The sequence below is a fragment of the Lysobacter sp. A378 genome, from assembly GCF_054052125.1.
The window spans coordinates 190525-202671 of the sequence record NZ_JBSVRK010000004.1 but is presented as its reverse complement, the minus strand read 5'-3'; the positions used below and the strand labels follow the sequence as shown (position 1 = coordinate 202671).

The 12147-nt window shown below is 64.8% G+C and carries 11 protein-coding genes and 1 riboswitch; of the genes, 7 read left to right on the top strand and 4 right to left on the bottom strand.

Going from position 1 to position 12147, the window contains the following annotated elements; all coding sequences use genetic code 11:
- Positions 1–67: 67 nt before the first annotated feature.
- Genes ACW7G1_RS13755 through ACW7G1_RS13745 form a run of 3 tightly spaced genes read right to left on the bottom strand, consistent with a single transcriptional unit; the run spans position 68 to position 3868 of the window.
- Positions 68–487, bottom strand: coding sequence for an acyl-CoA thioesterase (locus ACW7G1_RS13755; RefSeq protein WP_456980316.1), 420 nt, complete (start codon positions 485–487; stop codon positions 68–70).
- Positions 474–1484: a ribonucleotide-diphosphate reductase subunit beta gene (locus ACW7G1_RS13750; protein ID WP_456980315.1), complete on the bottom strand. Its 1011-nt coding sequence runs from the start codon at positions 1482–1484 to the stop codon at positions 474–476. The genes ACW7G1_RS13755 and ACW7G1_RS13750 overlap by 14 nt, the downstream gene beginning before the upstream one ends.
- Positions 1485–1522: 38 nt before the next feature.
- On the bottom strand, positions 1523–3868 hold the full coding sequence (locus ACW7G1_RS13745; protein ID WP_456980390.1) for a ribonucleoside-diphosphate reductase subunit alpha: 2346 nt from the start codon (positions 3866–3868) through the stop codon (positions 1523–1525).
- Between the two features lie 383 nt (positions 3869–4251).
- Positions 4252–4461: riboswitch (cobalamin riboswitch) on the bottom strand.
- 205 nt (positions 4462–4666) lie between these two features.
- Here ACW7G1_RS13745 and ACW7G1_RS13740 point away from each other — a divergent pair.
- The 7 genes from ACW7G1_RS13740 to ACW7G1_RS13710 all read left to right on the top strand — a co-directional run bounded on the left by ACW7G1_RS13740 (position 4667) and on the right by ACW7G1_RS13710 (position 10969).
- Positions 4667–5854, top strand: a complete 1188-nt coding sequence (locus ACW7G1_RS13740; protein ID WP_456980314.1) for a phosphoglycerate kinase — start codon at positions 4667–4669, stop codon at positions 5852–5854.
- A gap of 6 nt (positions 5855–5860) precedes the next feature.
- A complete protein-coding gene (locus ACW7G1_RS13735; protein ID WP_456980313.1) occupies positions 5861–6502 on the top strand; it encodes an HAD hydrolase-like protein in 642 nt (213 codons plus the stop codon).
- Positions 6503–6639: 137 nt separating this feature from the next.
- On the top strand, positions 6640–8106 hold the full coding sequence (pyk, locus tag ACW7G1_RS13730) for a pyruvate kinase (protein WP_456980312.1): 1467 nt from the start codon (positions 6640–6642) through the stop codon (positions 8104–8106).
- 64 nt (positions 8107–8170) lie between these two features.
- Positions 8171–8719, top strand: a complete 549-nt coding sequence (locus tag ACW7G1_RS13725; RefSeq protein ID WP_456980311.1) for a PAAR domain-containing protein — start codon at positions 8171–8173, stop codon at positions 8717–8719.
- Positions 8712–9461, top strand: a complete 750-nt coding sequence (locus ACW7G1_RS13720) for a peptidoglycan recognition protein family protein (RefSeq protein WP_456980310.1) — start codon at positions 8712–8714, stop codon at positions 9459–9461. The genes ACW7G1_RS13725 and ACW7G1_RS13720 overlap by 8 nt, the downstream gene beginning before the upstream one ends.
- Before the next feature lie 40 nt (positions 9462–9501).
- On the top strand, positions 9502–9876 hold the full coding sequence (locus tag ACW7G1_RS13715) for a hypothetical protein (protein WP_456980309.1): 375 nt from the start codon (positions 9502–9504) through the stop codon (positions 9874–9876).
- An 85-nt stretch (positions 9877–9961) separates the two neighbouring features.
- Entirely contained in the window at positions 9962–10969 is a 1008-nt protein-coding gene (locus tag ACW7G1_RS13710; protein WP_456980308.1) for a class I fructose-bisphosphate aldolase, read from the top strand.
- A 165-nt stretch (positions 10970–11134) separates the two neighbouring features.
- Here the strand turns inward: ACW7G1_RS13710 and cysK are convergent, their stop codons facing one another.
- Positions 11135–12091: a cysteine synthase A gene (gene cysK, locus ACW7G1_RS13705; protein ID WP_456980307.1), complete on the bottom strand. Its 957-nt coding sequence runs from the start codon at positions 12089–12091 to the stop codon at positions 11135–11137.
- Positions 12092–12147: the final 56 nt, after the last annotated feature.

Genomic DNA, 12147 nt, shown 5'->3' with positions numbered 1-12147 from the left:
CACCCGACCAGGCTTTATTCCCGATCTTCTCGAATCTTCGATGAACGAGTGCGGAGCCACGTTGTCGTCAACTAGGCAAAGTTTGCCCAGCATCTCCCGAACGGGACAATGGCGGGACCGCGGTTGGTCGACCTTCGGAGTCCAGTGCGACCATGGTGAAGCGACCGCGTGTGGCCAGCAGCGACGCGCCCGAATGCAGGTCCTCGCTGTGCATCTCCACTTCTACCTGCAAGGAGGTGCGACCGGTGGCGATCACCCGTGCGACCAATTGCACCAGCGCGCCCTGGTTGACCGCGGTGTGAAAGTCGACTTGCTCCGAGCGCGCGGTGACCACCGTGCCGCGCGCGTAGCGTGAGGCAGCAATGAATGCAGCCTTGTCCATCCACGCCAGCGCCTGGCCGCCAAACAGCGTGCCCAGGTGGTTGGTGTGGTCGGGGAACACAATCTCGGTCATGCGCGCCTCGGTGACGGGCTCAGAACGCGGCATCGAAGGCGACCTCGCCCTGCACGCCGACCTGATAGGCGGAGACCCGGCGTTCGAAGAAGTTGGTCACTTCCTGCACGTCCTGCAGGTCCATGAAGCCGAACGGATTGCCTGCGCCGAAATGCTTTGGCATGCCGAGCTGGCCGAGCCGCTGGTCGGCGCAATATTCCAGGTACTGGCGCATGTCCTTCAGCGACAGGCCGACCACGCCACCAGAAAGCGTGTCGGCGGCGAACAGCATTTCGCATTCCACGGCCTCGGTCAGCATCTGGATGACATCGCGCTGCATCGACTCGTCAAACAGCTCCGGCTCCTCCTCGCGCGCGGTGCGGATCACCTCGAAGGCGAACGCCATGTGGCAGCTTTCGTCGCGGAACACCCAGTTGGTGCCCGAGGCCAATCCATGCAGCAGACCGCGCGAGCGCAGGTAATACACGTAGGCAAAGGCGCCGAAGAAGAACAGGCCTTCGATGCAGGCGGCGAAGCAGATCAGGTTGAGCAGGAACTGGCGACGCTGCTCGCGCGTCTCGATGCGTTTCAGGTCCTGGATCGAGTCGATCCACTTGAAGCAGAAGTCGGCCTTGGCGCGGATCGACGGGATGTTCTCGACTGCCGCAAACGCTTCGGTACGCGCTTTGTCGTCGGGCAGGTAGGTGTCCAGCAGGGTCAGGTAGAACTGCACATGCAGCGCCTCCTCGTACAGTTGCCGCGACAGGTACATGCGGGCTTCGGGCGCGTTGATGTGCTGGTAAAGGTTCAGCACCAGGTTGTTGGCGACGATCGAGTCGCCAGTGGCGAAAAATGCGACCAGTCGTTCGACCAGGTGGCGCTCGGCCGGGCCGAGCTTGCCGCGCAGGTCGTTGACGTCGAGCGAGAAATCGACCTCCTCGACCGTCCAGGTGTTGCGGATCGCATCGCGGTACATCTCGTAGAAACGCGGGTAGCGCATCGGGCGCAGGGTGAGGTCGAAGCCGGGATCAAGCAGCCGTGGGGTGGTCATGGGGATTCCTGGGGAGAGTGCGTGAAATGCGTGGCGCGTCATTGGCAGGCTTCGCAGCTTTCCGGATTTTCCAGCGAGCAGGCGATCGCCTCGCTGCTGGGCACCGGCGCGCTGACGGTCGATTTGGCGATCCGCGTCGCCGGGCGCGAGCGCAGGTAGTAGGTGGTCTTCAGTCCCTGCTTCCACGCGTACATGTACATCGACGACAACGCGCCGATGTTCGGGTTTTCCATGAACAGGTTCAGCGACTGGCTCTGGTCGATGAAGGCGCCGCGGTCGGCGGCCATGTCGATGAGCGAGCGCATCGGCAGTTCCCAGACGGTGCGGTAGATATCGCGCAGGGATTCGGGAATCGCGGTGATGCCCTGGATCGAACCGTCGGCCATCTTCACCGCGTCACGCAGCTCCGGCGTCCACAGCCCGAGCGTCTTGAGCTCCTCGACCAGGTACTTGTTGACCACGAGGAAGTCGCCCGACAGGGTCTCGCGCTTGAACAGGTTGGACACTTGCGGCTCGATGCATTCGTAGCAGCCCGCGATCGAGGCGATGGTGGCGGTCGGGGCAATCGCGATCAGCAGCGAGTTGCGCAAACCGTGCGCGCGGATACGCTCGCGCAGTGGGTCCCAGCGGGCAGGGTCAGCCGGTGCCACTCCCCACGCTTCGAACTGCAATTCGCCCTGCGAGGCGCGGGTGTCGCCGAACGCCGGATGCTTGCCTTGCTCGACGGCGAGCTCGCAGGAGGCCGCCAGCGCATGGAAGTAGATTTCCTCGGCAATCCGCTTGGACAGCTCGCGCGCCGGCTCGGAATCGAACGGCAGGCGCAGCTGGAAAAACACATCCTGCAGGCCCATCGCCCCCAGCCCGACCGGCCGCCATTTCAGGTTCGCCCGGCGTGCGGTGTCGATCGGGTAGAAGTTCAGGTCGATCACGCGGTCCAGCTGGCGTACCGCCAGGCGCACGGTCTCGGCGAGCTTGCCGAAATCGAAGCGCGCCGCACCGCTGCCGGGTTGCCCGCCCTCGACGTGGTGGGCGAGGTTGATCGAACCCAGGTTGCAGACCGCCGTCTCATCCTGCGAAGTGACCTCCAGGATCTCCGTGCACAGGTTCGACAGATGCACCACGTTGCCCTTGCGCAGGGTCTGGTTGCAGGCGCGGTTGGACTTGTCCTTGAAGTTCATCCAGCCGTTGCCGGTCTGGGCGAGGGTGCGGATCATCCGTCCGTACAGCTCGCGCGCCTTGACCTGACGGGTCGCCAGACCGGCGGCTTCGGCCGCGTGATACGCGCGGTCGAACGCCTCGCCGAACAGGTCGGTCAATGACGGCGCACCGTTCTTTGCCAGCGCCGCCGGATCGAACAGCGACCACATCGCATCGGCTTCCACCCGGCGCATGAACTCGTCGGGGATCCAGTTGGCGAGGTTGAGGTTGTGGGTGCGGCGGGCGTCCTCACCGGTGTTGTCGCGCAGTTCCAGGAACTCCTCCACGTCGGCATGCCACGGCTCCAGGTATACGCAGGCCGCGCCCTTGCGCTTGCCTCCCTGGTTGACCGCCGCGACCGAGGCGTCCAGCGTTTTCAGCCACGGCACGATGCCGTTGCTCATCCCGTTGGTGGACCGGATCAGCGAGCCGCGCGAGCGCACGCGGCTGTAGGACAGGCCGATGCCGCCGCTGAACTTGCTCAGCTTGGCGACGTCCATGTAGCGCTGGTAGATCGCTTCCAACGAGTCTTCGGGCGAGTCGAGCAGGAAGCAGCTCGACAACTGCTCGTGGGTGGTGCCGGCGTTGAACAGCGTCGGCGAGCTGGGCAGGTAGTCCAGCTGGGCCATGCGCCGGTAAAGCGCGAGCGCGTCGGCCACGTCCTCCGACAAGGCGCAGGCGATGCGCAGGAAGAACTGCTGCGGCGTCTCGATCACCGTGCGCGCGGTCGGGTGGCGCAACAGGTAGCGGTCGTACACCGTGCGCAGGCCGAAATAGTCGAAGCGGGTGTTGAGCGTGTTGTCGATCGCGTCGTTGAGCTTGCGCGCGTTGGCCTGCACGAAGCCCAGCAGGCGGTCGTTGATCAGGCCCAGGTCGTAGCCGCGCTGTACCGATTGCGAGAACGCATTGATGTCGATGGACGCGACTTCCTTCTCGATCACCCCGGCCAGCAGGCGTGCCGCGAGGCGGCCGTATTCGGGTTCCTCGGCGGTCAGCAGGGCGGCGGTGCGGATCGACAGCTCGTCCAGCTCGGACGTGGTCGCGCCGTCGTACAGGCCGGAGATCGTGCGGGTGGCGACGCGCATCGGGTCGATCGCGTACAGATCGTCGCTGCAGCGGGTGATCGCACGCACGATCTTGTTGAGGTCGACCGGTTCGTGGCTGCCGTTGCGCTTGGTCACGCGCATGCTCAGTGCGGTGGCCGGCGGGGTCAGGGTGAAGCCGGGTTCGGCGGCTTCTTTCGGGGGTATAGCCGTGTGGGCTGCGGCAATCGGGTCGAGGTCGGCCGTGGCTGGTTCGAGGGTGGTCATGTGGATGGGCTCCGGTGCAGGGCGCACGGGTCGACGGCCTTCCCTCGAAGGTCGACGCACGGAGGCATGGGCGTACCGCCGGCACGCACAAAGCGCGCTGTCGACGGCACGGCCACGCCCCCGCGGGCGGTGGAATTCTCGGGTCTGAAACGGAAGGTGTCGCCGGGCATCGGAGGACGCCCTGCCACCCTGCCCGAGGCAGGGTGCTGCGACACCGACCGTCTTCCCCCGAAGACTCCCTGGCCGGTCACCGCGCGGTGTGCATCACGCGGTTGTCGGCAGGTCTTCGGGCTCTGGACGTGGGCAGGCAATGCCTGTCTTTCCTACTGGCCGTCGCTTCCCAGGGCGTGTTGCCCCCAGTGCCAAGACGGCGTTCGTTTCCATTTACCGCTGCGGGGCAGCGCCGGATTCACACCGGCTTCCCTTTTCAGCCGACCGCGAGGATCGGCACCGACAGACACAACATATCGTGTTTGTATTTTTAGTCAACACAATATGTAGGATAAGTGATGCTGGGAAGGATCAAGTTCGCTTGGAGCGCCGTTGTGCCCGCGCTACCTGCGGAACCGGCTTTCTGCAGGGCTACAGGATTTGCCCGGCATCTCCCCGAACGGGACAATGGCCGGTCCCGCCTGGTGAATGTCCAGGCTCACCCGCATGACCACGGAAGCGCCCATGACCATTCTCCGCATGACCGACCTCGACCTTTCCGGCAAACGCGTACTGATCCGCGAAGACCTGAACGTGCCGATCGAGCATGTCGCCGGCCAGCCGGCCCGCATCACTTCCGAGCAGCGAATCGCGGCGGCGCTGCCGACGCTGCGACTGGCATTGGAAAAGGGCGCGGCGGTGATGGTGATGTCGCACCTCGGGCGGCCGAGCGAAGGCGCGTGGAGCGAAGCCGATTCGCTGGCGCCGGTCGCCAATCGGCTGTCCGAGCTGCTCGGCATCGAGGTGCCGCTGGTCAAGGACTGGGTCGACGGTGTCGATGTCGCGCCCGGCCAGTTGGTGTTGCTGGAAAACTGCCGCATGAACGTCGGCGAGAAGGCCGATGACGAGGCCTTGTCGAAGCGGTATGCCGCGCTGTGCGATGTGTTCGTGATGGACGCGTTCGGTACCTCGCACCGCGCGCAGGCGTCCACCCACGGCGTCATCCGGCACGCGCCGGTCGCCGCCGGCGGCCCGCTGCTGATGGCCGAGCTGGACGCGCTGGGCAAGGCGCTCGACCAGCCCGCGCGGCCGTTGCTGGCGATCGTTGCCGGCTCCAAGGTCAGCACCAAACTTGAATTGCTGTCCTCGCTGGTCGGCAAGGTCGACCAGCTGATCGTCGGTGGCGGCATCGCCAACACCTTCATCGCCGCGATGGGCCATGGCGTGGGCAAGTCGCTGGTGGAGATGGACCTGATCGACACCGCGAAGCAGATCATGAGCGATGCGAAAGCGCGCGGCGCCGACATTCCGGTGCCGACCGACGTGGTCGTCGCGCCGGCATTCGCGGCCGATGCACTGGCGACGGTGAAGGCGGTCGATGCGGTCGACGCCGACGACATGATCCTCGACATCGGCCCGGACACGGCGGCGCGCTACGCGGCAATGATCAACAGTGCCGGCACCGTGGTCTGGAACGGCCCGGTCGGTGTGTTCGAGTTCGATGCGTTCGGCAAGGGCACCGAAGCGTTGGCCCACGCGATTGCCGACAGCAACGCGTTCTCGATCGCCGGCGGCGGCGACACCCTCGCGGCGGTCGACAAGTACGGCATCGCCGACCAGGTCAGCTACATTTCCACCGGCGGCGGCGCGTTTCTGGAGTTCCTGGAAGGCAAGGAACTGCCGGCGGTCACGGCACTCAAGGCGCGCGGCTGAGCGCCGATGAAACCCACCCTGTTCTTCGACATGGACGGCACGCTGATCGACTCGGCGGTCGGCATCACCCGCTGCGTGGCGCACGCGTTGACGCAGATGAACGTGGCGGTGCCGCCGCAGTCGCAGCTGCGACGCTGGATCGGACCGTCGCTACGTACCAGCTTCGGCCCGCTGTTCGATGACCCCGCCGATGTCGAGCGTGCCGTGGAGCATTACCGCGAGCGTTTCGAGACCCACGGCTGGGCCGAGCACGACCTCTATGACGGGATTGGCGAGGTCATCGAGTCGCTGCATGCCGACGGCCACCGGCTCGCGGTAGTGACCGCGAAGAACGAGCCGCATGCGCGCAAGATCGTCGACCACCTGTCGTTCGGCCATCGTTTCGACGATGTGATCGGCGCCACCATCGACGGCAGCCGCAGCGACAAGCCCGAGCTGATCGCCGAGGCATTGCAGCGGCTGCAGCTGATTCCGTCACAGTGCTGGATGATCGGCGACCGCCACATGGATATCGACGGTGCGCGCCATCACGGCATGCGCAACATCGGCGTGTTGTGGGGGTTTGGCGGGGAGGCGGAGTTGCGCGCCGCCGGTGCCCAGGTACTGGCCGCCGCACCGGCGCAACTGCCCGACCTGCTGGCGGGTTGATCCACCCGCGAATCGCGGGTTCTCGGGTTGCCTGCCGGCCCATCCGGCGGGCGGGCCGGCAGTAGTTTGTATCGGGCAGGACGGACGTGAAGACGTGCTAGCGTGATCTGATCGATCCCTTGCATGGAAGTCTGCCGATGGCCGCGCTGCTGCGACGTACCAAGATCCTTGCCACCCTTGGCCCGGCGACCGACGCGCCCGGCGTGCTGGAGGCGATCATCGCCGCCGGTGTCGATGTGGTGCGGTTGAACTTTTCCCACGGCGACCCGGCATCGCATGTTGCAAGGGCCGAGGCGGTGCGTGCGGCCGGGCAAAAGGTCGGGCGCGAGATTGGCATCCTGGCCGACCTGCCGGGACCGAAGATCCGCATCGACCGCTTCGCCGAGGGCAAGGTGCGCCTTAACGCCGGTGACCGCTTCGATCTGCTGGCCAGCGCCGATGCCGCGCCGGGCACGCAGTCCGGGGTCGGCGTCAGTTATCTCGGGCTGCCCGGTGATGTCGCCGCGGGCGACGTGCTGCTGCTCGACGACGGCATGATGCAGTTACGGGTGGAGGCGGTGAACGGCCAGCGCATCATCACCCGCGTGCTCAACGACGGCGATTTGTCGGACCGCAAGGGGCTGAACAAGCAGGGCGGCGGGCTGTCGCTGGGCGCGTTGACCGAGCACGACGAAGAATTGATCAAGGTCGCCGCGCAGCTGGGCGCCGACTTCATCGCGGTGTCGTTCTGCCGCACCGCCGCCGACATGCACGACGCCCGCCGGATCGCGCGCGCAGCGGGCAGCGACGCGGCGCTGGTATCGAAGATCGAGCGTGCCGAGGCGATCGAGAACCTGGGCGAGATCATCGACGCCAGCGACGTGGTGATGGTGGCCCGCGGCGACCTCGGGGTGGAGATTGGCGATGCCGAGCTGCCCGGCCTGCAGAAAAAGATCATCCGCGAATCACTGGCCCGCAACCGGGTGGTCATCACCGCCACCCAGATGCTGCAGTCGATGGTCGAAAGCCCGATCCCGACCCGGGCCGAGGTGCTCGATGTCGCCAACGCGGTGATCGACGGCACCGACGCGGTGATGCTGTCGGCCGAGTCTGCCGCCGGCCGCTACCCGGTCAAGTCGGTCGAGGCGCTGGTGCGGATCTGCCTGGGCGCGGAACGCCAGTTCGACCACGACACCGATTTCGAGGCCGCCCCGCGCAACCTGCAACGCGCCGACCAGGCGATAGCGATGGCAGCGATGTTCGTGTCCGAGCACATCGGCGTGCGTGCCATCGTGGCGATGACCGAGTCGGGTGGCACCGCGCGCTTCCTGTCCCGGTTTCGTGCGCCGGTGCCGATCTTCGGCCTGTCCCGCCATCCCGGTACACGTCGAAAGATGGCGCTGATGCGCAGTGTCATCCCGCTCAGCTTCGACAGCCGAGGCTTGGACACCCAGGACGCCGTTCGCAGCGCCATCAGCCAACTGTTCGCCGCCGACCAACTGGCCATGGGCGAACGGGTGATCTTCACCAGCGGCGACCACATGGAGCACCGTGGCGCGACCAACACCCTGCGTCTGTTGCAGGTTGGAGAAGGTGGCAGGGCGGAAGGTCCGGACGAGCTTTGACGGCGCGGTTGGACCAGGCTAGATTGCCGGAGCAGTAAACCGCTTTGACTCAAGGAAGATTGAGATGACAGGGAACTGGATAGTCCTGGGCGACGCCACCAGCAGTGGCGGTCGCATGATTACCTGCTCGCCGTTCACCGACTTGGACGGCAAAGGCGTATGCCGCAAAGGCGACAAAGCCACGTGCCCGCAACACAAGGGCGTGTTTCCGATTACGGGTGGATGCGACCCGACCACCATCATCGACGATGAGGAAGTGGCCCTGCATGGCGCCACGGTCGCCTGCGGCTGCAAGGTGTTGTCGACCCAGCAGATGCGTGTGTTCCTGGAGGCGGGTGGAGGTGTGAGCGCGGTGAAGTCCTCAGCAGCCGCCCAAGTGGCAACTGCGCTGACGCAAGCTGCCGCCGGGGGGTTGCTGCCCCACGACGAGGCTTTCGTCCTGATATCGGAGTTGACCGGTAAGCCGCTGGCAAATCGGCAATACAAACTGATCCGTATGGACGGCGCAACCGAAGAAGGTACGACCGATGACGAAGGGAAGACTCACGTAGCGACCTCGGATATGCCCGAAGGCCTGCATGTCGAGATAGGTGAGGAGAAGGTCGATGCCTAATTTCAAACGCGTTGGTCAATCCACGACTTCCCCCGCCTCGAACTCGCAGCGGATGGTGGTTCGAGTGCCCGCCTACGTAGATGACAAGGGCTATGTGCAAAATGCCGGGTTCACATTCAAGCCGATTCCCGCCCTCGAGAATGGGGCGATCGATGGGCCGAAAGCCATCGTGTTGCATCGCACTGATTCATACACTGTCGATAGTGCCCTGCGGTCATTTCAAAGCGGCATAGGCACCCATTTCATCGTTGCCAAGGATGGAGCTGTCACTCAAACAGCGAGCCTGCTCAAGAGGACTGCCCATGTGGGAAAAATAAAGTCTCGGGCAGCGGAAAGTGGCAGCCCTGCCGGTGAAGCCGCCTTGATCAAGGGTTGGGGGTGGGCGCCGACCAGGATCTACAACTATGAGAAGTCCAAGAGCTATCCGGATCGTTATCCGATGAACCAAGACAGCGTGGGGATCGAAACGGTCGCCAAACATCGTGGTGAATCGGGATGGGAGGCACCAACTGCGGAGCAGTCGGCATCCATCGCTACGATCATTCGCGTTTTGAAGGATACATATGGCCTCGGAGAGAATGACGTTTATGAGCACGACAACATTTCGTACAAAACCGATGGCGAAGGCGCGGGCCTTTACTCCGGCGACCCGATTGCATCACCCGGGATGCCTCTCGCCATCGACTCATCCTTGCCCGGACTGGAGGGCGCTGCGAACGGCTACCCTGGTCGCCGCGACTAGCTTATCGATGCTGTCGTGCGGTTCCGCGCCTCCGCCTGGATTGGCCATTCTCGACGCGGGAATCCAAGTCATCAGTGCTGCACCGCCCCGTTACGATGGCGCCCCCGGCGATGCCCTGCAGGACGCCTGTCAGGCTTGGGAGCTGTCGGCGCAACAGGTTGAGCGCTTCTTTCAGCTCAGCGAGCCATACCCGTCGAATCCCTACAGCGGGTTCTACCAACTGCCATGCTCTGTTTCGGGAGAACTGCAGGCCGAAGGCAAGATTTGGACATTCGAGATCAACGGCGGCGCCACCGCAATATGGCGCGCGGAGGACGAGGCTCGCTATTGGGGGTGCAGTGTCGAGGAATGCGAGCCACTCGTCTTGATGCCAACCGATTCCATGAATCCCAATGGCATGGCTCCGCAGCGATGAACGGTAAGCCACTGTTTCGCAATGGTCTTTGACTGGGGCGCCGGCTATACTGGGAGGCTACCCAGTCACTTTTTTCAGGATACCCATGAGCATCGAACAGCTTGCCGAAACCGCCAAGGCGATGGTTGCCCCGGGCAAGGGCATCATCGCGATCGACGAGTCCACCGGCACCATCAAGAAGCGTTTCGATGGTGTGGGCATCGAGTGCACCGAGGAAAACCGACGTGCCTACCGCGAGATGCTGCTGAGCACGCCGAACCTCGGCGAGCACATCTCCGGCGCAATCCTGTTTGATGAGACCATCCGCCAATCGACCAAGGGCGGCGTGCCGTTCACCAAGCTGATGGCCAACAACGGCATCATCCCCGGCATCAAGGTCGACAAGGGCACCCACGCACTGGCCGGTTTCCCGGGCGACGTGGTGACCGAAGGGCTGGACGGCCTGCGCGCGCGCCTTGAGGAGTATTACAAGCTGGGCGCGCGTTTCGCGAAGTGGCGCGCGGTGATCAACATCAGCGAAGACGGCCCGTCGGGTACCTGCATCGAGGCCAACTCGCATGCCTTGGCGCGTTACGCCGCGCTGTGCCAGGAGCAGGGCCTGGTGCCGATGGTCGAGCCGGAAGTGATCATGGACGGCAACCACGACATCGATGCCTGCTTCGAGGTATCCGAGATCACCCTGCGTTCGCTGTTCGGCTCGCTGTACGAGCACAACGTGATGTTGGAAGGCACCATCCTGAAGGCTTCCATGGTGCTGCCGGGTACGCGCAGCGGCGAGAAGGCATCGGTGGAGGAAGTCGCTGCGGCAACCCTGCAGTGCCTGAAATCAACCGTGCCGGCGATCCTGCCGGGCATCGTGTTCCTGTCCGGCGGACAGTCCGACGAGGACGCCACCGCGCACTTGAACGCCATGAACCTGGCCGGCCCGAACCCGTGGCCGCTGTCGTTCTCCTACGGCCGCGCGATGCAGGCCGCGGCGCTGGAGATCTGGTCCAAGGATCTGGTTGGCAACATCGGCAAGGCGCAGGAAATGGTGTTCGCCCGCGCCCGCGACAACGGCCTGGCAGCGCGAGGCGAGTGGAAGCTGGCTTGACCGGATCCATCTTCGCCCGACCGATATCGGGTTAACGCAAAACGCCGGCTCCATGCCGGCGTTTTGCGTTGTGGTGCGTTGATTGTGTCGCGATTGGGCATTCGGCGTACTACGACCTTCGGCCCAATGCCGGAATCCAAAGGCGGATGCACCGCACCGGCGCCCTCAAGGCAATCCGGCCAGCCAGTCGTCGTCGGAGCCTTCGTTGACGTCTTCCAGCAGGAAGGTGCTGAGGTAGCGCTCGCCGGTATCGGGCAGCATCGCCAGGATGACCGCGCCTTCGTCGGCGGATTTCGCCACTTCCAGCGCTGCAGCGACGGTGGCGCCGGCGGAGAGCCCGACGAAGATGCCTTCCTCGTGCGCCAGCCGGCGAGCCAGGTCGCGTGCCACTACGTCATCCACCGGGACCAGCTTGTCCACCACGTCGGCGTTCAGTACCTCGGGTACGAAGTCGGGTGTCCAGCCTTGGATCTTGTGCGGCTGCCAGGGTTGGCCGGCAAGCATCGAGGCGACGGCGGGTTCCGCCCCGACGATACGGACGTCGGGGCGGGCGACCTTGAGCACCTCGCCAACGCCGGTCAAGGTGCCACCGGTGCCCCATCCGGAGACGAAGCAGTCGAGTCGACGGCCGGCGAAATCCTGCAGGATCTCCGCTGCGGTGGTTTGACGGTGGTAGGCCGGATTGGCCGGATTGGCGAACTGGTCGGCGAGGAACCAGCCGTGTTTGGTCGCCAGTTCCTGCGCTTTGCGGACCATGCCGGTGCCGCGCTCGGCGGCGGTGGTCAGGATCACCTTGGCGCCGTAGGCGCGCATCAACTTTCGGCGCTCGATCGAGAAGGTCTCGGTCATCACTGCGACAAATTTGTACCCGCGCGCCGCGCAGACCATCGCCAGCGCGACCCCGGTGTTGCCCGAAGTCGCCTCCACCACGGTATCGCCGGGCTTGAGCAGTCCGCGCGATTCGGCATCCAGGATGATCCCCAGCGCCAACCGGTCCTTGACTGAACCGCCGGGATTGAAGGACTCCACCTTGGCGTACAGCGTGACGCCGGCAGGGGCGATGCGGTGCAGCCGCACCACCGGGGTGCGGCCGATAGTGTCGAGAATGCTGTCGTAGATCATGGGCTGGGCTCGTTTCCGGGGGCGAGGACAAGAATGTCACGCCCGGACGGTAGTGT

Excerpts from the sequence above, each read along its gene's own strand:
- ACW7G1_RS13755 (WP_456980316.1), bottom strand. The coding sequence starts at position 487 with ATGCCGCGTTCTGAGCCCGTCACCGAGGCGCGCATGACCGAGATTGTG.
- ACW7G1_RS13710 (WP_456980308.1), top strand. The coding sequence starts at position 9,962 with ATGAGCATCGAACAGCTTGCCGAAACCGCCAAGGCGATGGTTGCCCCG.
- ACW7G1_RS13750 (WP_456980315.1), bottom strand. The coding sequence starts at position 1,484 with ATGACCACCCCACGGCTGCTTGATCCCGGCTTCGACCTCACCCTGCGC.
- ACW7G1_RS13745 (WP_456980390.1), bottom strand. The coding sequence starts at position 3,868 with ATGCGCGTGACCAAGCGCAACGGCAGCCACGAACCGGTCGACCTCAAC.
- pyk (WP_456980312.1), top strand. The coding sequence starts at position 6,640 with ATGGCCGCGCTGCTGCGACGTACCAAGATCCTTGCCACCCTTGGCCCG.
- ACW7G1_RS13720 (WP_456980310.1), top strand. The coding sequence starts at position 8,712 with ATGCCTAATTTCAAACGCGTTGGTCAATCCACGACTTCCCCCGCCTCG.
- ACW7G1_RS13725 (WP_456980311.1), top strand. The coding sequence starts at position 8,171 with ATGACAGGGAACTGGATAGTCCTGGGCGACGCCACCAGCAGTGGCGGT.
- ACW7G1_RS13735 (WP_456980313.1), top strand. The coding sequence starts at position 5,861 with ATGAAACCCACCCTGTTCTTCGACATGGACGGCACGCTGATCGACTCG.
- ACW7G1_RS13740 (WP_456980314.1), top strand. The coding sequence starts at position 4,667 with ATGACCATTCTCCGCATGACCGACCTCGACCTTTCCGGCAAACGCGTA.
- cysK (WP_456980307.1), bottom strand. The coding sequence starts at position 12,091 with ATGATCTACGACAGCATTCTCGACACTATCGGCCGCACCCCGGTGGTG.